This is a genomic window from Citrobacter sp. Cf116, assembly GCF_030336505.1.
GTDB classification, from domain to species: domain Bacteria; phylum Pseudomonadota; class Gammaproteobacteria; order Enterobacterales; family Enterobacteriaceae; genus Citrobacter; species Citrobacter freundii.
On record NZ_JAOWEQ010000037.1, the window covers coordinates 950,648 to 976,739 of the forward strand.

The 26,092-nt window shown below is 52.8% G+C and carries 22 protein-coding genes; 14 read left to right on the forward strand and 8 right to left on the reverse strand.

The window, feature by feature from the left end; genetic code table 11:
• Positions 1-66 precede the first annotated feature (66 nt).
• Both OGV74_RS13990 and trhP read left to right on the forward strand, forming a co-directional pair.
• Positions 67-399: a YegP family protein gene (locus OGV74_RS13990; protein WP_003036800.1), complete on the forward strand. Its 333-nt coding sequence runs from the start codon at positions 67-69 to the stop codon at positions 397-399.
• A 159-nt stretch (positions 400-558) separates the two neighbouring features.
• Positions 559-1,920 (forward strand): prephenate-dependent tRNA uridine(34) hydroxylase TrhP, encoded by a 1,362-nt coding sequence (trhP, locus tag OGV74_RS13995; protein WP_003036803.1) that lies wholly within the window; start codon positions 559-561, stop codon positions 1,918-1,920.
• 270 nt (positions 1,921-2,190) lie between these two features.
• Here trhP and clpA read toward each other — a convergent pair whose 3' ends face one another.
• Both clpA and clpS read right to left on the reverse strand, forming a co-directional pair.
• On the reverse strand, positions 2,191-4,467 hold the full coding sequence (clpA, locus tag OGV74_RS14000) for an ATP-dependent Clp protease ATP-binding subunit ClpA (protein WP_286520980.1): 2,277 nt from the start codon (positions 4,465-4,467) through the stop codon (positions 2,191-2,193).
• 30 nt (positions 4,468-4,497) lie between these two features.
• Positions 4,498-4,818 carry an ATP-dependent Clp protease adapter ClpS gene (clpS, locus tag OGV74_RS14005; protein ID WP_003036810.1) on the reverse strand — a complete coding sequence of 107 codons (321 nt, stop codon included), beginning with the start codon at positions 4,816-4,818 and terminating at the stop codon, positions 4,498-4,500.
• 323 nt (positions 4,819-5,141) lie between these two features.
• On the opposite strand from clpS, the gene cspD reads away from it, so the two are divergent.
• A complete protein-coding gene (cspD, locus tag OGV74_RS14010; protein ID WP_086504328.1) occupies positions 5,142-5,366 on the forward strand; it encodes a cold shock-like protein CspD in 225 nt (74 codons plus the stop codon).
• A 74-nt stretch (positions 5,367-5,440) separates the two neighbouring features.
• Here the strand turns inward: cspD and macB are convergent, their stop codons facing one another.
• Together macB and macA are read right to left on the reverse strand one after the other, a co-directional pair.
• Positions 5,441-7,387, reverse strand: coding sequence for a macrolide ABC transporter ATP-binding protein/permease MacB (gene macB, locus OGV74_RS14015; protein ID WP_003036815.1), 1,947 nt, complete (start codon positions 7,385-7,387; stop codon positions 5,441-5,443).
• Positions 7,384-8,499: a macrolide transporter subunit MacA gene (gene macA, locus OGV74_RS14020; protein WP_003036818.1), complete on the reverse strand. Its 1,116-nt coding sequence runs from the start codon at positions 8,497-8,499 to the stop codon at positions 7,384-7,386. Before macA ends, macB begins: the two co-directional genes overlap by 4 nt.
• A 159-nt stretch (positions 8,500-8,658) precedes the next feature.
• On the opposite strand from macA, the gene OGV74_RS14025 reads away from it, so the two are divergent.
• Positions 8,659-9,606 (forward strand): VirK/YbjX family protein, encoded by a 948-nt coding sequence (locus OGV74_RS14025; RefSeq protein ID WP_058842342.1) that lies wholly within the window; start codon positions 8,659-8,661, stop codon positions 9,604-9,606.
• Here OGV74_RS14025 and OGV74_RS14030 read toward each other — a convergent pair.
• Positions 9,603-11,261, reverse strand: a complete 1,659-nt coding sequence (locus OGV74_RS14030; protein WP_003036822.1) for an ATP-dependent endonuclease — start codon at positions 11,259-11,261, stop codon at positions 9,603-9,605. The genes OGV74_RS14025 and OGV74_RS14030 overlap by 4 nt on opposite strands.
• Before the next feature lie 371 nt (positions 11,262-11,632).
• Here OGV74_RS14030 and aqpZ point away from each other — a divergent pair, with 371 nt between their 5' ends.
• The 5 genes from aqpZ (at position 11,633) to OGV74_RS14055 (ending at position 17,974) form a co-directional block, all read left to right on the forward strand.
• Positions 11,633-12,328, forward strand: coding sequence for an aquaporin Z (aqpZ, locus tag OGV74_RS14035; RefSeq protein WP_003840208.1), 696 nt, complete (start codon positions 11,633-11,635; stop codon positions 12,326-12,328).
• A gap of 144 nt (positions 12,329-12,472) precedes the next feature.
• On the forward strand, positions 12,473-13,372 hold the full coding sequence (locus tag OGV74_RS14040) for a LysO family transporter (protein WP_003027250.1): 900 nt from the start codon (positions 12,473-12,475) through the stop codon (positions 13,370-13,372).
• Between the two features lie 155 nt (positions 13,373-13,527).
• Positions 13,528-15,180 (forward strand): hydroxylamine reductase, encoded by a 1,653-nt coding sequence (hcp, locus tag OGV74_RS14045; protein ID WP_003840204.1) that lies wholly within the window; start codon positions 13,528-13,530, stop codon positions 15,178-15,180.
• Positions 15,181-15,190: 10 nt separating this feature from the next.
• Positions 15,191-16,159 carry an NADH oxidoreductase gene (gene hcr / locus OGV74_RS14050; protein ID WP_003027256.1) on the forward strand — a complete coding sequence of 323 codons (969 nt, stop codon included), beginning with the start codon at positions 15,191-15,193 and terminating at the stop codon, positions 16,157-16,159.
• A 201-nt stretch (positions 16,160-16,360) separates the two neighbouring features.
• Positions 16,361-17,974 (forward strand): FAD-NAD(P)-binding protein, encoded by a 1,614-nt coding sequence (locus OGV74_RS14055; protein ID WP_086504329.1) that lies wholly within the window; start codon positions 16,361-16,363, stop codon positions 17,972-17,974.
• Between the two features lie 75 nt (positions 17,975-18,049).
• Here the strand turns inward: OGV74_RS14055 and OGV74_RS14060 are convergent, their stop codons facing one another.
• Positions 18,050-18,484: a DoxX family protein gene (locus OGV74_RS14060; protein WP_032949620.1), complete on the reverse strand. Its 435-nt coding sequence runs from the start codon at positions 18,482-18,484 to the stop codon at positions 18,050-18,052.
• Positions 18,485-18,636: 152 nt separating this feature from the next.
• On the opposite strand from OGV74_RS14060, the gene poxB reads away from it, so the two are divergent.
• The 4 genes from poxB (at position 18,637) to OGV74_RS14080 (ending at position 24,064) form a co-directional block, all read left to right on the forward strand.
• Positions 18,637-20,355, forward strand: coding sequence for a ubiquinone-dependent pyruvate dehydrogenase (gene poxB / locus OGV74_RS14065; RefSeq protein WP_286520984.1), 1,719 nt, complete (start codon positions 18,637-18,639; stop codon positions 20,353-20,355).
• A 155-nt stretch (positions 20,356-20,510) separates the two neighbouring features.
• The gene (ltaE, locus tag OGV74_RS14070; protein ID WP_048218216.1) at positions 20,511-21,512 is read left to right on the forward strand and encodes a low-specificity L-threonine aldolase; all 1,002 of its coding nucleotides are present in this window, start codon (positions 20,511-20,513) and stop codon (positions 21,510-21,512) included.
• Between the two features lie 10 nt (positions 21,513-21,522).
• Positions 21,523-22,953, forward strand: a complete 1,431-nt coding sequence (locus OGV74_RS14075; RefSeq protein WP_032950900.1) for an SDR family oxidoreductase — start codon at positions 21,523-21,525, stop codon at positions 22,951-22,953.
• 97 nt (positions 22,954-23,050) lie between these two features.
• Positions 23,051-24,064 (forward strand): 3-beta-hydroxysteroid dehydrogenase, encoded by a 1,014-nt coding sequence (locus tag OGV74_RS14080; RefSeq protein WP_003840192.1) that lies wholly within the window; start codon positions 23,051-23,053, stop codon positions 24,062-24,064.
• A gap of 105 nt (positions 24,065-24,169) precedes the next feature.
• Here the strand turns inward: OGV74_RS14080 and OGV74_RS14085 are convergent, their stop codons facing one another.
• On the reverse strand, positions 24,170-25,000 hold the full coding sequence (locus OGV74_RS14085; RefSeq protein WP_003027275.1) for an N-acetylmuramoyl-L-alanine amidase: 831 nt from the start codon (positions 24,998-25,000) through the stop codon (positions 24,170-24,172).
• On the reverse strand, positions 24,997-25,320 hold the full coding sequence (locus OGV74_RS14090) for a heavy metal-binding domain-containing protein (RefSeq protein ID WP_001160725.1): 324 nt from the start codon (positions 25,318-25,320) through the stop codon (positions 24,997-24,999). The genes OGV74_RS14085 and OGV74_RS14090 overlap by 4 nt, the downstream gene beginning before the upstream one ends.
• Positions 25,321-25,446: 126 nt before the next feature.
• On the opposite strand from OGV74_RS14090, the gene OGV74_RS14095 reads away from it, so the two are divergent.
• Complete coding sequence (locus OGV74_RS14095; RefSeq protein WP_003027292.1) at positions 25,447-25,962, forward strand: lipoprotein; 516 nt, start codon at positions 25,447-25,449, stop codon at positions 25,960-25,962.
• The last annotated feature ends 130 nt before the right edge of the window (positions 25,963-26,092 follow it).

Consider the following 26,092-nt stretch of genomic DNA (forward strand, 5'->3'; position numbering starts at 1 on the left):
ATACTCTTTCTGACAACACTGTCGTCAATAACTGTTTGATCTAAAACTTTTAATCAAGGAGTTCATATGGCTGGTTGGTTTGAATTAAGTAAGAGTAGCGATGATCAGTACCGCTTTGTTCTTAAAGCTGGGAACGGGGAAATAATCCTTACCAGTGAGCTTTACACTACCAAAAGCGCTGCGGAAAAAGGGATCGCATCTGTCCAGGCTAACAGCCCTCTGGATGAGCGTTATGAGAAAAAAACAGCGGCTAATGGAAAATTACATTTCAACCTGAAAGCTGCAAACCACCAGATTATTGGTAGCAGTCAACTGTATGCGAATGAACAGTCACGCGAGACCGGTATTACTTCGGTTAAGACCAATGGTGTCAGTCAGACGATAAAAGATAAGACCTGATAATTACTCGCTCAGCCGGGTAACGCAACGCTGTCGCCCGGCGTTTTTCTTTACCTGCCTTCCCTGCAGCGCTACAATGCCCGCCCTTAATATGGGGGCACTCCCCTAACCGCCTCATTGAGTGAGGCGAGTCTGACCTGTCATCAGAACGAGAAAATTATGTTTAAACCGGAACTCCTTTCCCCGGCGGGAACGCTGAAAAACATGCGTTACGCTTTCGCCTATGGCGCAGACGCTGTGTATGCGGGCCAACCGCGTTACTCACTGCGCGTACGCAACAACGAATTCAACCACGAAAACCTGCAGCTCGGTATTAATGAAGCCCATGAACTGGGTAAAAAATTCTATGTGGTGGTTAACATTGCCCCACATAATGCCAAGCTGAAGACCTTCATTCGTGATCTGAAACCGGTGGTGGAAATGAGGCCGGATGCACTGATCATGTCAGACCCTGGTCTGATTATGCTGGTGCGCGAAAACTTCCCTGACATGGACATTCACCTTTCGGTACAGGCTAACGCCGTAAACTGGGCGACGGTGAAATTCTGGAAGCAGATGGGGCTGACCCGCGTGATCCTCTCCCGTGAGCTGTCGCTGGAAGAGATTGAAGAGATCCGCACCCAGGTGCCGGATATGGAGCTTGAGATCTTCGTTCACGGCGCGCTGTGCATGGCTTACTCCGGCCGTTGCCTGCTCTCTGGCTACATCAACAAGCGTGACCCAAACCAGGGTACCTGTACCAATGCCTGCCGCTGGGAATACAACGTGCAGGAAGGGAAAGAAGATGTAGTGGGCAATATCGTGCATAAGTACGAGCCTATCCCGGTACAAAACGTCGAACCCACGCTGGGTATTGGCGCACCAACAGACAAAGTCTTTATGATTGAGGAAGCCCAGCGCCCGGGTGAGTACATGACCGCATTCGAAGACGAACACGGCACTTACATCATGAACTCGAAGGATTTGCGTGCCATTGCCCACGTTGAGCGCCTGACGCAGATGGGCGTGCATTCCCTGAAGATCGAAGGCCGCACCAAGTCGTACTATTACTGTGCACGTACCGCGCAGGTCTATCGTAAAGCCATTGATGATGCCGCAGCCGGTAAACCGTTCGACCCGCAACTGCTGGAAACGCTGGAAGGCCTGGCGCATCGTGGTTACACCGAAGGGTTCCTGCGCCGCCATACACATGACGACTATCAAAACTACGAATACGGCTTCTCTGTTTCCGAGCGTCAGCAGTTTGTCGGCGAATTCACCGGCGAACGTAAAGGTGAACTGGCGGCCGTGCTGGTAAAAAACAAATTCACCGTCGGCGACAGCCTGGAGCTGATGACCCCACAAGGCAATATCAACTTTACTCTCGAGCAGATGGAAAACGCGAAAGGCGAAGCCATGCCAGTTGCGCCGGGCGATGGTTACACCGTGTGGATGCCTGTACCAGAGGATATCGATCTGAATTATGCATTGTTGATGCGTAATTTTGCCAGTGAGTCCACACGTAACCCGCATGCTAAGTAGTTAATTACGGTTATTTTTCAGCGTTCGGAAGATTCTTAGAAATCGATCACATACCGTTTCGTTCATTAAGGGTATTATCCACTCCGCTGAAAAACATAACCCATAAATGCTAGCTGTACCAGGAACCACCTCCTTAGCCTGCGTAATCTCCCTTACGCAGGCTTATTTTTTGCCTGCCGTTTAAACTCTCCGAATCTCCCCAATTCAAATCTTTACTTTCAGGCGAAAAAAAACCGGGCATTACGCCCGGCTCAATTAGGTGATTAAAGATTAATGTGCTGCTTCTGGCTTGTGCTTTTGTGCACTCTGGAAACCATAGGTCAGCTCATTTTTCTCTTTATCCAGCGCAACAGTCACCTGACCGCCATCTACAAGCGAACCGAACAGCAGTTCGTTAGCCAATGGTTTTTTCAGGTTATCCTGGACAACACGCGTCATTGGACGTGCGCCCATTGCGCGGTCATAGCCTTTCTCTGCCAGCCAGTCACGTGCTTCCTGACTCACTTCAAGAGAGACACCTTTCTGATCCAGCTGAACCTGAAGCTCGACGATAAACTTATCAACAACCTGATGAATCACCTCGGTAGAGAGATGATCGAACCAGATAATGTTGTCGAGACGGTTACGGAATTCCGGCGTAAACACTTTTTTGATTTCGCCCATCGCATCAGTACTGTTGTCTTGATGAATCAACCCAATCGATTTACGCTCAGTTTCACGTACACCAGCGTTGGTGGTCATGACCAGCACCACGTTGCGGAAATCCGCTTTACGCCCGTTATTGTCGGTCAGCGTGCCGTTATCCATCACCTGCAGCAACAGGTTAAAGACATCCGGGTGCGCTTTTTCGATTTCATCCAGCAGCAGTACCGCATGCGGATGCTTAATAACAGCATCCGTCAGCAAACCGCCCTGGTCAAAACCGACATATCCTGGAGGCGCACCAATCAGACGGCTGACTGTGTGGCGTTCCATGTACTCGGACATATCAAAACGCAGCAGTTCAATGCCGAGGGCTTTGGAGAGCTGCACCGTGACTTCGGTCTTACCGACACCAGTTGGTCCGGCAAACAGGAACGAACCGACCGGCTTATGCTCATGTCCCAGACCGGCACGGCTCATTTTGATCGCTTCAGTCAGCGCCTCAATGGCTTTATCCTGTCCGAATACCAGCATTTTCAGACGGTTGCCCAAGTTTTTCAGCGTGTCGCGCTCGCTCTGCGATACGCTCTTCTCCGGGATCCGCGCAATGCGGGCCACTACGGACTCAATATCCGCCACGTTGACGGTTTTCTTGCGCTTGCTGACCGGCATCAGACGCGCACGTGCGCCCGCCTCATCAATCACGTCAATCGCTTTATCCGGCAGATGACGATCGTTAATGTATTTCACCGCCAGTTCGACCGCTGCACGCACCGCTTTGGCGGTATAGCGGACGTCATGGTGCGCTTCGTATTTCGGCTTCAGACCATTGATTATCTGCACGGTCTCTTCTACCGATGGCTCAGTGACATCGATTTTCTGGAAACGGCGCGCTAACGCGCGGTCCTTTTCAAAGATATTGCTGAATTCCTGATAGGTTGTGGAGCCTATAACACGGATCTTACCGCTGGAGAGCAACGGCTTGATCAGGTTAGCCGCATCCACCTGGCCGCCCGATGCCGCACCCGCGCCAATAATGGTATGGATCTCATCGATAAACAGAATGCTGTTAGTATCCTGTTCCAGCTGTTTCAGCAGCGCCTTAAAGCGTTTCTCAAAATCACCGCGATATTTGGTGCCAGCCAACAGCGAGCCGATATCCAGGGAGTAAAGGGTACAATCAGCCATGATTTCAGGCACATCACCCTGGACGATACGCCAGGCGAGGCCTTCGGCAATGGCGGTTTTACCGACACCAGATTCTCCCACCAACAGCGGGTTGTTTTTTCTGCGACGGCACAGTACCTGAATGGCGCGCTCCAGCTCTTTGTCCCGGCCAATGAGCGGATCAATTCCGCCCACTCGGGCAAGCTGGTTAAGGTTAGTCGTGAAGTTCTCCATACGGTCCTCCCCGCCAGCTTGCTCTTCGTTATTTGGCTGATGCCCAGAGTCAGAAGACTGGCTGGGTTCATCTTTACGCGTGCCATGAGAGATAAAATTCACCACATCAAGACGACTTACTTCATGCTTACGCAGCAGATAAGCCGCCTGAGATTCCTGCTCGCTAAAGATAGCAACCAGCACATTTGCGCCGGTAACTTCATTGCGTCCGGAGGACTGAACATGAAAGACCGCACGTTGCAGTACACGCTGAAAACTCAACGTCGGCTGCGTGTCGCGCTCTTCCTCACTGGCAGGCAATACAGGTGTGGTCTGTTCAATGAAGGCTTCGAGTTCCTGACGGAGCGCCACCAGATCCACAGAACACGCTTCCAGCGCTTCGCGGGCCGACGGGTTACTGAGCAACGCCAGTAACAAGTGCTCGACGGTCATAAACTCATGTCGGTGCTCGCGCGCTCTGGCGAAAGCCATGTTTAAACTGAGTTCCAGTTCTTGATTGAGCATAGGCACCTCCCCCAATGTTTATGCCTGCATTCAGGCTTTTTCCAGCGTACACAGCAACGGATGCTCGTTCTCCCTCGCATATTTGTTCACCATCGCTACTTTGGTTTCAGCCACTTCGGCAGTAAACACGCCGCAAATCGCTTTGCCTTGATAGTGAACTGCAAGCATCAGTTGCGTTGCACGTTCTACATCATAAGAAAAGAATTTTTGTAACACGTCAATAACAAACTCCATCGGAGTGTAATCATCATTGACTAATATCACTTTATACATAGATGGCGGTTTTAGCGCGTCGCGCAATTTGTCTTCCGCCAGCAGATCGAAATCCAGCCAGTCGTTCGTCTTACCCATTGTCAGTCGTCATCTTCAGTTACGGTTTCCGGCAGAAAATCTTGCCGCTGACAAGCAGCCTATGCGCACAATCAATCTACCTCAAGTATTAGATAACTATCATCTATTAGTGCCATCCGCGACATCTGTCACATAACCGACAATAGCGTTAACTGCTTCAAATTTTGATGCATTTTTACCCTATTCTGTCTGCCTGGCGCTTGACGCCCCGCCTGATTTCTCTAAATTGTAGTTTCGAGAGTTGGCGAGGTTTTGAACAGCCCCCACTCCGCCACCGGTTCATTCCATCTTACTTATATAAGATTTACGAAGGATGTCGAAGTATGGAAACGGGTACTGTTAAGTGGTTCAACAACGCCAAAGGGTTTGGTTTCATTTGCCCCGAAGGCGGCGGCGAAGATATTTTCGCCCATTATTCCACCATTCAGATGGATGGTTACAGAACGCTAAAAGCCGGACAGTCTGTCCAGTTTGATGTCCACCAGGGGCCAAAAGGCAATCATGCCAGTATCATCGTGCCTGTCATTGAAGCAGAAGCTGTCGCATAGCTCTTCTGTCTCATTGTGTACATCCCGCAGTCAAAATGCCAGCCTTTGCGGCTGGCATTTTTATCTCTGTGGCATTATTCCCGCGCCAGAGCATCTACTGGATCCAGACGTGCCGCATTCCGCGCCGGTAGCCAGCCAAACAACACCCCGGTTGCAGTCGAACACAGGAACGCCGTCAACAGCGCGACGGGTGAGAATCCAATTTCCCAGCCCGGCAGGAATAGCTGAAGTGTAAAGGCGATCAGCATCGACAGGCTAATGCCCAACGCGCCGCCAACCAGACACACTAACACCGCTTCAATTAAGAACTGTTGCAGCACATCACTGGCACGCGCGCCAACCGCCATACGAATGCCAATCTCACGCGTTCGTTCGGTTACCGAAACCAGCATAATATTCATCACGCCAATCCCACCAACCACCAGCGAAATCACCGCCACCAGCGTCAGAAAGAGTTGTAATGTACGTGTGGTCTTTTCAGCGGTTTTCAAGACACCGTCCATATTCCAGGTGAAGAAATCCTTCTTACCGTGGCGCAACGTCAACAGTCGGGTCAGTTGCTGTTCGGCCTGGGCACTGTCAAAACCATCCTTTACTCGCACGGTGATCGAGTTCAGCCACGACTGCCCCATAATTCGTCCGGACATGGTGCTGTAGGGCAGCCAGACCCGCAGGATCTTGCTACTGCCGAACATCGACTGTTTCTCTTCTGCAACGCCAATTACCGTGGCCGGCATATTTCCCACCAGCACGACTTCGCCGACAACTTTCGCTTTATTGGGGAACAACTGGCGCCGGGTATTACTGTCGAGCACCACCACCTGAGCGCGCCCCGCCAGTTGCTCGGCGTTAAAGGTGGTCCCTTCGCTAAATGTCATGCCATAGACGTTGAAATAGTCGCCGCTCACGCCGTTAGCACTGGCAGCAACGTCGATATTGCCATAGCGTAACCGCAGGTTCTTCGATACGGCAGGCGTTACCGAACTGACCCAGGGCTGCTTCTGTAGCGCCGTCAAATCGTCATACTTCAATGCCTGTTGATATTGCGGATCGTCGTCGCCGAAATCTTTGCCAGGATAGATATCAATGGTGTTAGTACCAATAGCGCGAATATCTGCCAGTACCAGTTGTTTAGCCGCATCGCCTACCACCACGATCGACACCACCGAAGCAATACCGATGATGATCCCAAGCATGGTGAGTAGCGTTCGCATCTTATTTGCGGCCATTGCCAGCCAGGCCATGGTAAGCGCTTCACGAAAACCGCTGACAAACTGACTCCAGCCGGATGCCGTTTTCACCGTTGGCTCCGCGATATCGCGTCCGCCAGAAGGTTTCTGTGGCGGCGGATTGCGCACAATCTCGCCGTCACGAATTTCAATGACCCGCTCGGCCTGTGCGGCAACCTGCGGGTCGTGCGTGACGATAATTACCGTGTGTCCGCGATCGCGCAGCTGATGCAAAATTGCCATTACTTCTTCGCCGGAATGGCTATCCAGCGCGCCAGTGGGTTCGTCGGCAAGAATAACCTGTCCCCCGTTCATCAGCGCACGCGCAATACTTACCCGCTGCTGCTGACCACCGGAAAGTTGAGAAGGTTGATAGTCAACCCTGTCGCCCAGACCCAGCCGCTGGAGTAATTCCTGCGCACGCGCCAGGCGCTGCTTACGCTCGGTGCCAGCGTAGACCGCAGGCACCTCGACATTTTGCGCCGCGGTTAAATGTGACAGCAAATGATAGCGCTGGAAGATAAAGCCGAAATGCTCACGGCGCAGCTGTGCCAGCGCATCGCTATCCAGCGTGGAAACATCCCGCCCGGCAACCCGGTACGTACCGCTGGTAGGTTTGTCCAGACAGCCGAGAATGTTCATCAGCGTCGATTTACCCGAACCCGACGCCCCGACAATCGCCACCATTTCCCCGGCCTGAATGCTCAAGGATACGTCCTTCAACACCTCAACCAGGCCTTCACCTGAGGGATAGCTGCGGCGGATATGGCTCAGTTCAAGCAATGCTGTCATTTTGCAGCTCCAGCGTTGCCCTCGCCGGTAATGACTTCATCACCCTCTTCCAGCCCTTTCACGATCTCCACATCGGTGTCATTCCGCGCGCCGATAACCACTTCACGTTCGCGGGTTTCGCCGTTACGCAGTAGCCTGACGTTATAGCGGTTGTTACCAATAGGATCGCCCAGTGCCGACAGCGGGATCGTCAGAACATTTTTGACATCAGTGAGCTGGATATGGACCTGCGCGGTCATATCCAGACGCAGGATCCCTTTCGGATTGGGAACTTCGAAGCGGGCATAGTAGAAAATCGCATCATTCACTTTCTCTGGCGTCGGAAGAACATCTTTCAGCGTGCCTTCGTAGCGCGTCTGCGGATCGCCCAGTACGGTAAACCAGGCTTTTTGCCCAGGTTGCAGGTGAATTACATCAGCCTCAGAAACCTGCGCTTTTACCAGCATGGTGCTCATATCCGCCAGCGTCAGAATATTAGGTGCTTGCTGGGCGGCAATAACGGTTTGCCCTTGCAGGGTAGTAATTTGCGTTACTTCGCCTGCCATTGGCGCGACAATGCGGGTGTAATCAAGGTTGGTTTTTGCCGTATCGAGAGAAGCCTGATTACGTTTAATTTGCGCGTCAATTGTGCCAATTTGCGCCTGTTTGACCGCCATTTCGGTGGCCGCCGTGTCGAGATCCTGCTGTGAAACGGCCTGGGTTTTTGCCAGCTGTTGCTGACGGGAAAGCGTCACCCGCGCCAGTTTCCACTCAGCTTCTGCCTGTAAACGCTGGGCGCGCAATTCCATTAGCGTCGCTTCAACCTCTTTGATTTGGTTTTGCGCCTGTTCAGGATCGATTACGCCGAGCAACTGATCTTTTTTGACTTTATCGCCAATCGCGACCGACAGCGTTTTTAACTGCCCGCTGACCTGCGCCCCGACGTCAACTTTACGCAGCGCATCCAGTTTACCGGTAGCCAGCACGCTTTGCTGCAGATCGCCCGGACGAACAATTAATGTTTGATACTGAGGTAAAGGCGCATTAAGCGTTCGCCAAAGTGCAATTACCGCCACAATAAGGATGATGGCGAACAGAAAATAGCGTTTTTTGATTTTTCCCTTGAGCTTCATAAATGCCCCAATTCCCCCAATACGTCCACCAGAGTGGAGTGCTAAACATCAACGTTAAATAAATCGCCGTTGAAAAGCGCAAGAATAACAGAGTTATTGATGAATGGTTAAGATCCGCTGTGCTGAAATTAGTACCAGGGTATCAATCGGATTTATATTATGAGTCAACTAACTGAAAGCACTTTTCTTTCCACCAAACCCGTCACCAGCTTTGGTCTTTTTTACAGCCTGAGCAGCGGCCATTTACGTCCCGCACATTGCTGGGATAAGCGGAGCTTTCGTCGTAAGTTTATCTGGCGCTCACTCTTGATACCTCGCCTCACCCAGGAATGGATGACAGAACTGTCCCAATGGCCGGATCTTGAAAACCTGCTATCCCACCAACCCCGACTGCCGGTGCGTTTGCATCGTCCTTACCTTGCCGCAAACTTCACCCGTAAAATGCGTTTAGACGCGGTGCGTTTTCATTATAATGTTATCCGCCATGCATTTTTACCCGCAGAATTTAACGCCTTATTAAGCAATGACGGCTTACAGCTGGCGCAAATTGAAGGCAAAGATGGCGATATATTTACCGTAACCATGATGATGTTCCCGGTGCTGGATAAAGAGGGAGAGAGCACTATTCAGGTGCAAAATGGCGACGGCGACGTGCTGACTAAAATGACGTTTACGTTCTGCGAATATAATGGCAAAAGTACATTATTTATTGGCGGTGTGCAGGGCAATGCACAACTTCCTCACGAAGCAATCCAAAAAGCGACCAAGTCCTGTCACGGGATATTCCCAAAACGTATTGTAATGGAAGCCATTTGCCGGTTAGCAGAGCGATTGAATATCGATAATGTTATGGCAGTCAGCAATGAACAGCATATCTTTCGCAGCCAACGCTACCACGATAAAAATAAGGTAATTCATTCCGACTACAACGCATTTTGGGAATCGGTTGGCGGCGAGTGCGACAGACACGGGTACTATCATATTCCGCGCACGCTGGCGCGAAAAAACGAGGCGGATATTGCCAGCAAAAAACGCGCAGAATACCGCCGCCGCTATCAGCTACTGGACAGCATCCATTCGCAGCTGTCGTCGATGTTTCACCACTAATCCGCTCTACCGCGTGCCAGCCACAGCACGCGGGAAAACATTTTTCGCAGCAGCGTTGGCACTGCGTCAACGCCGCGCCGCCCGGCTTCCATCGCTACCTCAATGGCTAAATCCGGTTTTGACGAACGATGTATCGCCTTGGAGATAATTTTGCGCATGTTCATGGGCACGTTCTCCGGGATTTGCGCCACCCGGTGAAAGACGTCAGCAAACCCCTGGCGATACATAAAGTGTTCCATATCCAGCGCGGGGAGCATGGTCAAATGCTCACGCTCTTCCTCTCTGTCGTCATTCAATAAGCTACGTACCGTGGCCGCATACTTTTTCCCGGCTTCATCACCATCGACCAGCACATGCCACTCGATACCCATCCGGCGGGCGAATTTAACCAGCGGCTTAAGGCCGGACTGGGCGAATTCAATAACTTTAATCCCTTCTGCATCAAAGTGATGTCCGCACTGACGGGCCAGTTCGTTAATAACCCAGGTTTCCGTTTCGCCTTCTACCAGCAACCAGCAGCGGGCAAACAACGATGACGCACGATTAAAACGAATATGAAATGCGATTCGCCGACCATCTTCTGCACTGATCCCACCCGGCCCCAGCCGCCAGGCGGCGACGCGGGATGATTCACGAACCAGACGAACAACATGTTCCACGGGCGTAAGGGACAACAGCTCACCGGAGTTGGTTGTCGCCACTCGCTGCAGAGGCAGTAAATTCAACAAGTGCCAGGCCACCGACAGCATGATGGGATGTAAACGCGTTTCCGGATCTTCCACCAGCAATAAAGGTCGGGCGTCTTTATCCAGCCTCAGCGTGCCTTTGGCCTGCAACAGGGTCGAAAACAGGCCCAACAGAATAACCCGGTGCGTACGTCCGCCGGGTTTATCAATCATGCGGTTAATAATGTCCAGATAGCGCCAGCTCCGTTGTTCGTTATTGGAGCGACGGCGCATCAGACGGTAACGGGACTGGCCAGCCCCCTGCTCGGAAAAATAGTGCTCCAACAACTGCACCATGGCCGATAACCCCTGGCGGATCTGCCCGTCGGTCAGGTTTTGCGGTCGGGTAGCCAGCTCACGCGCCAGAAAATCCAGTTGGCGGGCGGTGACTTCGACGTCCGCCGAATCCGGCACGGTACCGTTGCGGATCCGTCGCATAAACCGCGCGTCGCGCAGACGCAGTACCGGCATCAGGCGCACAAGATGCCGCGCCTGATCGTTAATGTCATCGAGAGGTAATGGATGGCCGTCGCCGTCAAGAAAACTGCGCAAGGTCAGAACGCTACCGTCATCCGCACACTCGCCTTCCAGACGATAAAAAATGCGGTGATAGCCATCCTGGCACGGCGTCCAGCTGGCTTCCAGAGGGCGATAGCGACGTACCCGGTGACGACCCGGCTGGGATTCACGAAACGTCAGGATAATGTGCAGGTGGTGTTCCCGGCCCTGTATATCGCCCGGCGGGAACCAGAAATCCTCGCGGACAAAATGATACAAGTCTGGCTCCGGCGACAGCAGCAGGGTTAAGGCATCCAGCAGACTGGATTTACCCCACGCGTTCTCCCCAATCAGCACGTTGCTCTGCTCCAGCATCAACGACAGACGGTTAATACCACGAAATCCAACAATCTCAACGCGTTCGAGAATCATATAGCCTCCGGAAATGCTAACTTTTTCCTTCAAGTTATCAGGAGTATAACGGCAAGCGGGTGCTCAGGACACCCGATATCAATCTGGCGTGAATCGCAAAAGCAAAAAAAATAAGAATATTCTTCTTATGTTTTCTCCTGAATATAATTTCAGAACTTAATCATCGTCCTTTCGCTAGTTGGACTATGCTTCATTCATCCAAGATTCAAAAAGGAATCGCAACATATTGCCTTAAATCAAATTTTTTCATCAATTTAACTGGCGAAGGGATGATATTTTTTTCTAAAATACCCGCTCTTTCATCATCGTCCCTTTTAGCGATGAATTACCGGGCAAGGAATACGAACCCGGAACTTTTAATTGAGGTGGTTATGTTCAGGAAATTAGCAGCTGAATTCTTCGGTACGTTTTGGCTCGTTTTTGGTGGGTGCGGTAGTGCAGTGCTGGCAGCCGCATTCCCGGAATTGGGAATTGGATTTGCCGGTGTCGCGCTGGCATTCGGCCTGACCGTATTAACCATGGCATTCGCCGTGGGTCATATTTCAGGTGGGCATTTTAACCCGGCGGTAACCTTCGGTTTATGGGCTGGCGGTCGTTTCCCGGCAAAAGATGTTATTGGTTACGTTATTGCTCAGGTTGTAGGCGGTATTGTTGCAGCAGCGGCGCTGTATCTTATTGCCAGCGGTAAAGCAGGTTTTGATGCAACGGCCAGTGGTTTTGCTTCAAACGGCTTTGGTGAACATTCACCAGGCGGTTATTCCATGCTTTCTGCCGTCGTCATTGAAATTATTCTGACCGCAGGCTTCTTATTAGTGATCCACGGCGCGACCGATAAACATGCTCCGGCAGGTTTTGCACCTATCGCAATTGGTCTGGCGTTAACTCTGATCCACTTGATCAGTATTCCAGTCACCAACACCTCCGTAAACCCGGCACGTAGTACCGCAGTAGCCATTTTCCAGGGCGGCTGGGCATTGCAACAATTGTGGTTCTTCTGGGTTATGCCGATTATCGGTGGGGTACTCGGCGGCCTTATTTACCGCACTCTGCTGGAAAAACGCGATTAATCGCTAACAAAAAAGGCCTGGCGCAAGTCAGGTCTTTTTTATCCTCTCTATATTTCCTTTTATTTGCAACTTTACTCCCCTCTTTGCTTTGAGTAGTGTGTGCTAGCGCATTTCGTCTTACTTCTCAGCAAGGATCTGGTTTTCATGTTTTCAGGGCTGTTAATCATTCTGGTTCCCCTTATTGTGGGCTACCTTATTCCGCTCCGGCACAGGACTGCATTACAACTTATCAATCGCCTGTTGAGCTGGATCGTCTACCTTATTCTCTTTTTTATGGGTATTAGCCTGGCGTTTCTGGATAATCTCGCCAGCAACCTGTTAGCTATTCTTCATTATTCTGCAGTCAGCGTGACGGTCATTATACTGTGTAATATTGCGGCGCTGTTCTGGCTGGAGCGTTCGCTGCCCTGGAGACACAACCACAAGCAAGAAAAGCTCCCCTCGCGAATTGCAATGGCGCTTGAGTCGCTCCAGCTTTGCGGCGTCGTCGTCATCGGTTTCCTGCTCGGCCTCACTGGGCTTTCCATTCTGCAGCATGCCACCGAAGCCAGCGAATATACGTTAATCTTTTTACTGTTCCTGGTGGGGATCCAGCTGCGCAACAGCGGTATGACCTTAAAGCAAATTGTGCTGAACCGTCGGGGGATGATCGTGGCCGTCGTCGTCGTCGCCAGTTCGATGCTGGCGGGGGTTATCAATGCATTGATCCTCGGTCTGCCGCTGAAAACCGCGCTGGCGATGGCATCAGGTTTTGGCTGGTATTCCCTGTCCGGTATTCTGTTGACCGAATCGTTCGGACCCGTAATTGGTAGTGCCGCCTTCTTTAACGACCTGGCCCGTGAACTGATCGCCATTATGTTGATTCCAGGAATGGTGGGCCGCAGCCGCTCTACCGCGCTGGGATTATGCGGGGCGACATCAATGGATTTCACCCTGCCCGTTTTACAACGCAGCGGCGGCCTGGAAATGGTCCCGGCAGCCATCGTCCACGGCTTTATTTTGAGTCTGTTAGTGCCTCTGCTGATGGCGTTTTTCTCCGCCTGACGCCCGGGCAAATACCTCTCTGGCGGTAGTCAGCTACCGCCAAAATTGCGCTAAATCAATCTCCCTGCAAGTAGTAGCAGAAATCCCTTTTATCCCTACGCGCACAGGCATAATCTTAAACATGTATATTAAATATAACTTTAAAAGGTGTGACCATGTTTTGTGTGCAATGTGAACAAACCATCCGTACTCCGGCAGGAAACGGCTGCTCTTACGCGCAGGGTATGTGCGGTAAAACGGCTGAAACCTCCGATTTGCAGGATCTGCTGATTGCTTCCCTACAAGGTCTGTCTGCATGGGCTGTTAAAGCACGTGAATACGGCATCATCGACCATGAGGTTGATAACTTTGCGCCGCGTGCGTTCTTCTCCACGCTGACTAACGTAAACTTCGATTCCCCGCGTATTGTTGGCTATGCCCGTGAAGCTATCGCCATGCGCGACGCCCTGAAAGCACAATGCCTGAACATCGACGCGAACGCAGCTGTCACCAACCCGATGGCCGATCTGCAACTGGTCAGCGACGATCTGGGCGACCTGCAACGTCAGGCCGCTGAATTCACCCCGAATAAAGACAAAGCGACCATCGGCGATAATATCCTCGGCCTGCGTCTGCTGTGTCTGTACGGCCTGAAAGGTGCGGCAGCTTACATGGAGCACGCCCACGTTCTTGGTCAGTACGACAACGATATCTATGCTCAGTACCACAAAATCATGGCGTGGCTGGGTACCTGGCCTTCCGATATGAACGCTCTTCTGGAGTGTTCAATGGAAATCGGCCAGATGAACTTCAAAGTGATGAGCATTCTGGACGCCGGTGAAACCACTAAATACGGTCACCCGACCCCGACTCAGGTCAACGTAAAAGCAACCGAAGGTAAGTGCATCCTGATCTCCGGTCACGACCTGAAAGATTTGTACAACCTGCTTGAGCAGACTGAAGGCACCGGTGTTAACGTTTATACCCACGGTGAAATGCTGCCAGCACACGGCTATCCGGAACTGCGTAAGTTCAAACACCTAATCGGTAACTACGGCAGCGGCTGGCAGAACCAGCAGGTTGAATTCGCCCGCTTCCCTGGCCCAATCGTGATGACTTCTAACTGCATCATCGACCCAACCGTTGGCGCCTACGACGACCGTATCTGGACCCGTAGCATCGTCGGCTGGCCGGGCGTGAGCCACCTTGAAGGTGACGATTTCGGTCCGGTTATCGCACAGGCGCAGCAGATGGCTGGCTTCCCGTACAGTGAAATTCCGCACCTGATCACCGTAGGTTTCGGTCGTCAGACCCTGCTGGGCGCTGCTGATACCCTGATCGACCTGGTGAGCCGCGAAAAACTGCGTCACATCTTCCTGGTTGGCGGTTGTGACGGCGCACGTGGTGAACGTAACTACTTCACCGACTTCGCCACCAGCGTACCAGACGACTGCCTGATTCTGACCCTTGCTTGCGGTAAATACCGTTTCAACAAACTGGAATTCGGCGATATCGAAGGTCTGCCGCGTCTGGTCGATGCCGGTCAGTGTAACGATGCCTACTCTGCCATTATCCTGGCGGTCACCCTGGCAGAGAAACTGGGCTGTGGCGTGAACGATCTGCCGCTGTCTCTGGTGCTCTCCTGGTTCGAACAGAAAGCGATTGTTATTCTGCTGACCCTGCTGTCTCTGGGCGTGAAAAACATCGTCACTGGCCCGACTGCGCCTGGTTTCTTCACACCGGATTTGCTGGCAGTTCTCAACGAGAAATTTGGTCTGCGTTCCGTGACCACCGTTGAAGAAGACATGAAGCAACTGCTGAGCGCGTAAGGAGTAAAGAATGACGATGCCAACTCATCAGTGCCCATGGCGGATGCAGGTTCACCACATCCATCAGGAAACGCCGGATGTATGGACAATTTCGTTGCTGTGCCACGATTATTATCCTTACCGCGCCGGGCAGTATGCACTGGTCAGCGTACGTAATTCAGCGGATACGCTGCGTGCTTACACCATTTCCTCAACACCGGGCGTTAGCGAGTACATTACGTTGACCATCCGCCGGATTGACGATGGCGCAGGTTCACAGTGGCTAACCCGCGACGTGAAGCGCGGCGACTATATCTGGCTGTCCGATGCCATGGGTGAGTTCACCTGTGAAGATAAAGCGGAAGACAAGTTCCTGATGCTGGCCGCAGGCTGTGGCGTTACGCCAATCATGTCAATGCGTCGCTGGTTGGCAAAGTACCGCCCGCAAGCGGATGTACAGGTAATCTTTAACGTTCGCTCGCCGCAAGATGTCATTTTTGCCGACGAGTGGCGTGAATATCCGGTGACATTAGTTGCTGAAAACAATGCCACCGAAGGTTTTGTTTCTGGCCGACTGACTACCGAACTGCTGAAAAGCGTACCGGATCTGACCTCGCGTACAGTGATGACCTGTGGCCCGGCACCGTATATGGATCTGGTCGAGAAAGAAGTCAAAGCACTGGGTGTGACGCGCTTCTTTAAAGAGCAGTTCTTCACACCTGTTGCCGAAGCCGCCACCAGTGGTCTGAAGTTTACCAAGCTACAGCCGGCGAAAGAGTTCTATGCGCCGGTGGGCAGTACGCTGCTGGAAGCGCTGGAAAGCAACAAGGTTCCGGTTGTCGCCGCATGCCGTGCAGGCGTTTGCGGCTGCTGCAAAACCAAAGTGGTTGACGGTAACTACACGGTCAGCAGCACCATGACGCTGACCGACGCAGAAATCGCTGAAGGTTATGTGCTGGCCTGTTCCTGCCATCCGCAGGGTGATTTAGTGCTGGCGTAATTGGCCGGTATCTGATGTGCAAAAGGCTGCCTGGCTGTACCGGGTGGCCTTTTTTTATGCTCTCAGGCGCTGCAAAATTCTGATATTTTCACTCTACCCGGCAAAATACCTCCTTCCCCCCGTGAATTATCGACCACACTTACCCTTCGCAGATTAAGCATAATCCCCGACTACCACGTCGAACTTTCTACAAGGATCCCCATGAAAAAAGTGGCCATTGTCGGCGTCGGTCCCACCGGGATTTATACGTTTCATGCCCTGGTTGAGCGCGGTGAACCGCTGGAAATAGAGCTTTATGAGCAAGCTGAAGAGGCGGGCGTTGGCATGCCTTATAACAGCGACAACAACGCAGACTTCATGCTGGCAAATATAGCCAGCATAGAGATCCCACCGATTTATATCAGTTATCTGACGTGGCTACAGAATCAAAGTGATGACTATCTGGCGCAGTTTCGGATTGAACGTAATTCTTTGCATGAACGGCAATTTTTGCCCCGCGTGATCCTCGGTGACTATTATCGCGATCGTTTATTCGCTATCGTCGAGAAAGCGCGAGGCTCAGGCTTCACGATTAGCATAAACGAATTAAGCAAAGTCACCGACCTGCAAGCGACCCCGAATGGGGTCTCTCTGTGGATCAATCATGCTTTACAGCCTGTCGAGGTGGACTTCGCCGCTATCGCCACCGGTCATCTGTGGCCTGAAACGGATGTACAGACACGGAAGTTTTTCCCCAGCCCGTGGACCGGTCTGATGGACGTCCAGATTAGCGCTTGTCGGGTAGGAATTCTCGGCACCTCGCTCAGCGCGATTGACGCAGCGATGGCCGTGGCCTGCCAACACGGTGCCTTCACCACCGGGGCTGATAACGCACTCCAGTTTATCTGTAAATCCGACAGCCAAAGCCTGAAGCTGACCCTAATGTCGCGCAACGGTGTGCTGCCTGAAGCGGATTTTTACTGCCCTCTGCCCTATGAATCGTTGAATATCGCAACGCCTGAAGCAATTGAAGACGTCATTGTCTATGGGCAAAAAGGATTACTGGACCGCATTTTCCGGATTATTGTACAACAACTGCAAGATGCAGCCCCGCAATGGAGCCAAGAGATAGCACTTGAGACGCTCAACGCCGATACATTCCCCGAGGCCTACTTTGCCGACAGGCTTGAGCACGAACCTTTTGAATGGGCGAAGCGCAACCTGATTGAAGTTGAACGCAACAAACAGGAACAGCGTACCGTCGCGTGGCGCTATACCCTGCTGCGGCTACACGAGGTAATCGAAGAGATCGTCCCACATCTTGATCCGCCTGATGAAAAGCGCTTTAAGCAAGGACTGGCGCGCGTGTTTATCGATAATTATGCGGCAATCCCGTCTGAATCAGTCCGCAGACTGCTGGCGCTGCACGACGCCGGGCTGATTGAGATCCTCACACTTGGTGCGGATTATGAGCGTACGAATGAGCAGGAAATGACGGTAATTTACCACCACGGTCGACGCAGCGAATTCGATGTGTTTATTGACGCCCGAGGGCAACGGGCATTGCAGAGCAAAGATATCCCTTTCCCAACGCTACGCCATCAACTGCTGGCCTGTGGCGATGAGATCCCGGACATCGGCGAAGATTACACGCTGCAAGCGCCGGAAAACGCCCGCAATCGCATCGCTTTTGGCGGGCTGCCGTGGTTGATGCACGATCGTCCGTTTATTCAGGGACTGGTTGTCAGTGCTGAAATAGGCGCCGCGATGGCAAGGGCATTGACGCAGCGAGCGCTGAGACGTCGGCACAAACTATGGAACAGTGATGACATATAGATTAGCGACAGATTGAACGACGAGGCGGGCAAACCGTTAGCGCCCCCCGCCTCGGTATTGACTCACAAATGGTAACTATCGCCAGGCAGAATTTCCTGCAACGGAGTAACGCCCCGCCCCCAAAAACGCCACGGCCAGCGCACCGATGAAGAAATACACCAGACTTTCAATCGCCCATGCACCGGTTTTATCCAGTGTCCAGGTTTCGCCCATCCCGACCATCAGCCATGCCACAACCATCGTAAACGCCAGCCCCAACGCTGCCGGACGCGTCAGGATGCCTAGAATAATCAGACACGGCGCTACAACCTCTCCCAGCAGAACGCCGTACGCAATAAAGCCCGGGAAACCTTTCGCTATCAACATACCGCTGATGCCATCAATACCAGCAAACAGTTTATGCAGCCCATGAAACAGCATCAGCCCACCGACGGCAAGGCGTAACAAAAACTTGCCAAAATCTTCGTGAGCCAGTACCCGGTTAACTGTATTTAATAGTTTTATAACCATTTGAATTTATTCCTTGTTTCACCATGTCCAATAACAAACTACGCTTAATACAGATTAAATGAAACCTGCCGGAAATAAGGGGTAATGAGAAGCATAACGATTATCTTCATCTAAACTTGTAACCGGTATCACATTAGAGGAGAAGGAAAACCATGAAACAAACGGTTGCCGCTTTTATTGCTAAAACACTCGAACAAGCTGGCATTAAACGTATTTGGGGTGTGACGGGAGACTCGCTCAATGGCCTTAGTGACAGTCTGAATCGTATGGGCACGATTGACTGGATGCCAACCCGCCATGAAGAGGTTGCCGCTTTTGCCGCAGGCGCAGAAGCCCAACTGACCGGTGAGCTGGCCGTCTGTGCCGGCTCATGCGGACCGGGAAACCTGCACCTGATTAACGGCCTGTTTGATTGCCACCGCAACCATGTCCCGGTGCTGGCGATTGCCGCGCATATTCCCTCCAGTGAGATAGGCAGCGGTTATTTTCAGGAGACCCACCCGCAGGAGTTGTTCCGTGAATGTAGCCACTATTGCGAGCTGGTCTCCAGCCCTGAGCAGATCCCCCAGGTGCTGGCTATAGCTATGCGTAAAGCGGTGCTCAACCGTGGCGTCTCCGTGGTGGTATTACCCGGCGACGTGGCGCTGAAGCCCGCCCCTGAAAGCGCCACCACGCACTGGTATCATGCACCGCTCCCGGTAGTCACCCCGGAAGAGGAAGAGCTGAGAAAACTGGCGCAACTGCTGCGCTACTCCAGCAACATCGCCCTGATGTGCGGCAGCGGCTGCGCCGGTGCGCATAAAGAGCTGGTTGAGTTTGCGGCTAAAATCAAAGCCCCGATCGTGCACGCTCTGCGCGGGAAAGAGCATGTTGAGTACGATAACCCCTATGACGTGGGTATGACCGGGCTGATTGGCTTTTCATCCGGCTTCCATACCATGATGAATGCCGACACGCTGATCCTGCTCGGTACCCAATTCCCCTATCGCCCGTTCTACCCCACCGACGCCAAAATTATTCAGATTGATATCAAGCCGGCGAGTATTGGCGCGCACAGTAAAGTTGATATGGCGCTGGTAGGCGATATTAAATCCACGTTACGCGCCCTACTACCTTTGGTGGAAGAGAAAACCGAGCGGCAGTTCCTGGACAAAGCACTGGAGCACTACCGCGAGGCGCGCAAAGGGCTGGATGATTTAGCCAAACCCAGCGATAAAGCCATTCACCCGCAATATCTGGCGCAACAGATCAGCCACTTTGCCGCTGACGATGCCATCTTTACCTGCGACGTTGGCACGCCAACGGTGTGGGCAGCACGCTATCTGAAAATGAACGGCAAACGTCGCCTGCTCGGATCGTTTAACCACGGGTCGATGGCTAATGCCATGCCGCAGGCACTCGGCGCACAAGCGACCGAACCAGGACGTCAGGTTGTGGCAATGTGCGGTGACGGCGGCTTTAGCATGCTGATGGGCGATTTTCTGTCGGTGGTACAAATGAAGTTACCGGTGAAGATTATTGTCTTCAACAACAGCGTGCTGGGATTTGTGGCGATGGAGATGAAGGCTGGTGGTTATCTGACTGACGGCACCGAACTGCACGACACGAATTTCGCGCGGATTGCCGAGGCCTGTGGCATCACGGGCATTCGCGTAGAGAAATCTTCAGAGGTTGATGAGGCGCTGCAAAGGGCGATGTCAATTGACGGCCCGGTGCTGGTCGATGTGGTGGTGGCGAAAGAAGAGCTGGCGATCCCGCCGCAGATCAAACTCGAACAAGCCAAAGGTTTTAGCCTGTATATGCTGCGCGCAATCATCAGCGGACGCGGTGATGAAGTGATCGAACTGGCGAAAACTAACTGGCTCAGGTAAAACATCCTTATTAAACCACACACAAAATCATTCATGATGCATCAAGGCGGCAAGCCCGAAAATCCCCAGGAGCATAGGAATACTATGTGACTGGGGTTTGAGGGTGCAGCCAACGCCGAGGCAGCTTGAAGGATGAAGTGTAATAAGGAGATACCATGATTGATTTACGCAGTGATACCGTCACCCGACCCAGTCGCGCCATGCTCGAAGAGATGATGGCCGCCCCGGTCGGGGACGACGTCTACGGTGATGATCCTACCGTTAATGCCCTCCAGCAATACGCGGCCGAGCTTTCTGGCAAAGAAGCCGCCATTTTCTTACCTACTGGCACTCAGGCGAACCTGGTTGCACTGCTCAGCCATTGTCAGCGCGGCGAAGAGTATATCGCCGGTCAGGGCGCGCATAACTATCTCTACGAAGCGGGTGGCGCAGCGGTGCTCGGCAGCATTCAACCGCAACCCATCGATGCCGCGCCGGATGGCTCCCTGCCGCTGGACAAAGTGGCAGCAAAAATCAAAGCAGACGATATCCATTTTGCCCGCACCCGTCTGCTCAGTCTGGAAAACACGCATAACGGCAAAGTGCTGCCGCGCGAGTATCTGAAAGAGGCCTGGGAATTCACCCGGGAGCGCAATCTTGCCCTGCACGTCGACGGCGCGCGTATTTTTAACGCCGTCGTCGCCTATGGCTGTGAGCTTAAAGATGTCACGCAATACTGCGACTCGTTCACCATTTGTCTTTCCAAAGGTCTGGGAACGCCGGTAGGCTCGCTGCTGGTCGGCAGCCACGAGTACATCAAGCGTGCCATTCGCTGGCGCAAAATGACCGGCGGCGGAATGCGCCAGGCGGGTATTTTGGCGGCGGCCGGACTGTATGCGCTGAAAAATAACGTGGCGCGTTTGCAGGAAGACCATGACAACGCCGCCTGGATGGCGGAGCAACTGCGCGAAGCAGGGGCGGACGTCATGCGCCACGACACCAACATGCTGTTTGTTCGCGTTGGCGAAGAGCGCGCGGCCGCGCTGGGTGAATATATGAAAGCGCAGGGTGTGCTGATTAACGCCTCCCCGATTGTGCGCCTGGTGATGCATCTGGACGTATCACGTGAACAACTTGCTGAAGTCGTCGCCCACTGGCGCGCTTTTTTAACCCAATAAGGAGATGGGCGTGCCGCAACGGATTTTGGTTCTTGGCGCCAGTGGCTACATTGGTCAGCATTTGGTACAGGCGCTCAGTCAGCAAGGGCATCAGGTGTTGGCTGCGGCACGTCGCATTGAACGACTGGAAAAGCAGCAACTGGCCAACGTCAGTTGCCATAAGGTCGATTTGAATTGGCCAGATAACCTCCCCCCGCTGCTGGCGGGTGTTGATACGGTTTATTACCTGGTCCATGGCATGGGTGAAGGCGGTGATTTTATCGCCCACGAACGTCAGGTGGCGATGAACGTCCGCGATGCACTGCGTAATACACCAATCAAACAGCTTATTTTCCTGAGCTCATTACAGGCTCCCCGGCATGAACAATCCGATCATCTGCGTGCGCGACAGATAACCGCAGATACTCTGCGTGAATCAGGCGTGCCAATGACGGAATTGCGTGCGGGCATTATCGTGGGGGCAGGTTCCGCTGCCTTTGAAGTGATGCGCGACATGGTCTACAACCTGCCGGTACTCACCCCTCCGCGCTGGGTGCGCTCACGAACCACACCCATCGCGCTGGAGAATTTGATGTACTACCTGGTGGCGTTGTTGGATCATCCCACGCAACATCACCGCGTACTCGAAGCAGCCGGCCCGCAGGTGTTGAGCTATCAGGAACAGTTCGAGCATTTTATGGCGGTCAGCGGTAAACATCGCCTGCTCATCCCCATCCCCTTCCCTACCCGCTGGATTTCGGTCTGGTTTTTAAACGTCATTACGTCAGTGCCGCCAACCACGGCCAAAGCGCTGATCCAGGGCTTAAAACACGACCTGCTGGCCGATGACACCGAACTACGTGCGCTGATCCCGCAAAAGCTGATTGCCTTTGATGACGCGGTGCGCAGTACGTTGAAGGAAGAAGAAAAGCTGGTCAACTCCAGCGACTGGGGTTACGACGCACAGGCGTTTGCCCGCTGGCGTCCAGAATATGGCTATTTCGCCAAACAAGCTGGCTTTAGCGTTGAAACCTCCGCCAGTAAAAAAGCACTGTGGCAGGTAGTGAATCGACTCGGCGGCAAAGAAGGCTATTTCTTTGGCAATATTCTATGGAAGACACGCGCGGCGTTGGACCTGCTGGTCGGCCATAAGCTGGCAAAAGGTCGTCCCGAACACCCACTATTGCAAGTTGGCGACACCGTTGATAGCTGGAAAGTCATCATCGTTGAGCCGGAGAAACAGCTGACGCTGCTGTTTGGGATGAAAGCGCCGGGATTGGGTCGCCTGAGCTTCACACTGGAAGATAAAGGCGATCATCGACGCATTGATGTACGCGCCTGGTGGCATCCGCACGGTATGCCAGGCCTCTTCTACTGGCTGTTGATGATCCCCGCCCACTTGTTCATTTTCAGGGGGATGGCGAAGCGAATAGCCAAACTTGCAGAACAAATCACAGACTAATGATAAAAAGAGCCTGTATTCTTTCATGTTTCCCATTGCATACAGGCGTATTTCACGGAAGAATGCGCACGACGTTTTTTAAACACAGTGGATTGATATGAAGGTACTGGTTACCGGAGCCACCAGCGGCTTGGGCCGAAACGCGGTTGAGTTTTTATGCAGCAAAGGCGTCAGTGTCAGAGCCACCGGTCGCAACGAAGCGATGGGCAAGCTGCTGGAGAAAATGGGCGCAGAGTTTGTGCATGCGGATTTGACCGAGCTGGTTTCTTCGCAAGCAAAAGTGATGCTTGCCGGCATCGACACGCTGTGGCACTGCTCCAGTTTTACCTCACCGTGGGGAACTCAGGAAGCCTTCGATCTGGCCAACGTTCGCGCAACTCGCCGTCTGGGCGAGTGGGCCGTGGCCTGGGGCGTTCGCAACTTCATTCATATCTCCTCGCCGTCGCTCTATTTTGATTATCACCACCATCGCGATATCAAAGAGGACTTTCGCCCGCACCGCTTCGCCAATGAATTTGCCCGCAGCAAAGCAGCTGGTGAAGACGTGATCGCGTTGCTGGCGCAGGCCAACCCGCAGACGCGTTTTACGGTATTGCGTCCGCAAAGCCTGTTCGGACCACACGATAAGGTCTTTATCCCGCGCCTGGCCCATATGATGTACCACTATGGCAGCATCCTGTTGCCGCACGGCGGAAGTGCGCTGGTAGATATGACCTACTACGAAAATGCAGTGCACGCGATGTGGCTGGCAAGTCAGCAAGCCTGCGATAAGCTGCCGTCAGGTCGCGCGTACAACATTACCAACGGCGAGCATCGCACTCTGCGCAGCATTGTGCAGAAGCTCATCGACGAGCTGAATATTGATTGTCGGATCCGCTCCGTTCCCTACCCGATGCTGGACATGATTGCCCGCAGCATGGAGCGTTTAGGCAATAAATCGGCAAAAGAGCCAAAGCTGACGCATTACGGCGTCTCGAAGCTAAATTTTGATTTTACGCTGGATACTACCCGCGCTCAGGAAGAGTTGGGTTATCAGCCCATTGTGACGCTGGATGCAGGGATTGAACGTACCGCGGCCTGGCTGCGCGACCACGGTAAGCTGCCGCGTTAACCATTGCCGGATGGCGGCGCAAGCGCCTTATCCGGCCTACAAAATCCAGCCTAAATTAGCCGTAGGCCTGATAAGCGAAGCACCATCAGGCATTGGTATTCTGCGTTAACCCTGCCCGTATTTTTCCAGTAACGCTTCGGCAATCGCCTGAGTTTCTGCATCCGCCACGCCGTTCCACAGCGTCGGGCGGAAGTGCATCTGGAAGGCCATAATCACCCGCTGCTGTTCGCGCGGCGTCATATCAGATTTTATCTCATAGCCGTAACGCGACAGCAGATCGAGTAAAGATTCGGTTGCTACCGGCGTATGAGGCGCTCGCCCGGCAAGATAAAATGCTACGCGCTGAGTGTCCGGCCACGCGCCAATTCCCTGTTCGGCCAGCACTTTCCATGGGAAAAGCGGTCCAGGATCGTCCTTACGTTGCGGCGCGATGTCCGCATGGGCTACCACGTTCTGCGGTTTTATGTCGTAGCGGGCGATAATATCTTTCGCCAATGGGATCAGCGCCTGAATCTGCGCGGGTTCAAACGGCGCAAAATATTTTATCCCTGCCGATTTTTGCCAGCCGCGGTTTTCCAGCTCAATGCCAATTGAGGTATCGTTAATACGCGTAGCGCCACGCCAGAAGCTAATCCCCGCATGCCAGGCCAGATCTTTTTCCGGCACCAGTTGCCAGATACGCGGTTTGCCGTGGTAGAGCGGCGGCACAGCCGGGATCAAATAATGCGAGCTGACGTTTTTATCGGTCAGCGTAGCCAGAGAAGAGTCAAAATCATCGGCCGTGTAATGGATAACCAGCACTTTAATGCGTGGATAAGCAGCCTGTGCCTGACGGCGGGTATCTAACTGATACCCGTCTTTGTCGACAATCCCTTTTTCGCCAGCACATCCCACCAGCAACAGCGTAAATGCCAGCAGACACAACAGACGCTTCATCGGCGAGTTTTCACCGCGGTACCGCTGACGCTCACCATCAGCATACTGCCGTCTTTGCCCACGGTTTCGTAATCAATATCAATACCGACCACCGCATCAGCACCCAGCGCTTTGGCCTGTTCGCCCAGCTCCTGGAAAGCAATTTCACGCGCTTTACGCAGCTCTTTTTCATACGCGCCGGAGCGACCGCCGACAATATCGCGAATGCCGGCGAAAAAATCGCGGAAGATATTCGCGCCTAAAATGGCTTCGCCAGTCACAACACCGCAGTATTCCACGATGCTCTGCCCTTCCAGCGTAGGGGTAGTCGAAAACTGCATGGTTAATCTCCTTTTTGCGCTAAGAGCACGATCTCAAAAGCATTATCGAACCGATCCACTATCATTGAAAGGATATATTCTATCAACGTAGAACACTAATAGTAGAAAGCTAATAAGGAAATCATTATGCGCTACTCGAAACTCTCTCTGCTGGTTCCATTTGCACTACTTCTCAGCGCCTGTACGACCGTGACGCCGGTCTATAAAGATAACGGCACGCGTAGCGGTTCATGCGTAGAAGGCGGGCCAGACAGCGTGGCTCAACAATTCTATGATTACCGTATTCAGCATCGAAACAATGATCTTACCCCACTTCGTCCATACCTTAGCGACAACCTGGCTAAACTGCTGACCGACGCCAGCCGCGATAATGCACACCGCGACCTGTTTAACAGCGATCCGTTCTCCAGTCGGGCTACGTTACCGGACAGTGCCAGCGTCGCCAGCGCATCGACTATTCCGAATAGTGATGCACGCAACATTCCGCTACGCGTAGAGCTGAAACAGGGTGACCAGAGCTGGCGTGATGAAGTGCTGATGATCCGCGAAGGCCAGTGCTGGGTCGTTGATGATGTACGCTATCTGGGCGGCAGCGTACACGCGCCAGCCGGGACGTTGCGCCAGTCTGTCGAAAACCGTTAATCGCGCCATTTACTCGCCCAAATCATAACCCCCATTAATTGTCTGGCATTCTGCATAGAATGCCGACAATTATTCTTGCCCACTGGTGGCCCCGCTATTTTGTGCTATGTTTAGAGAAGAATGCGGTTTG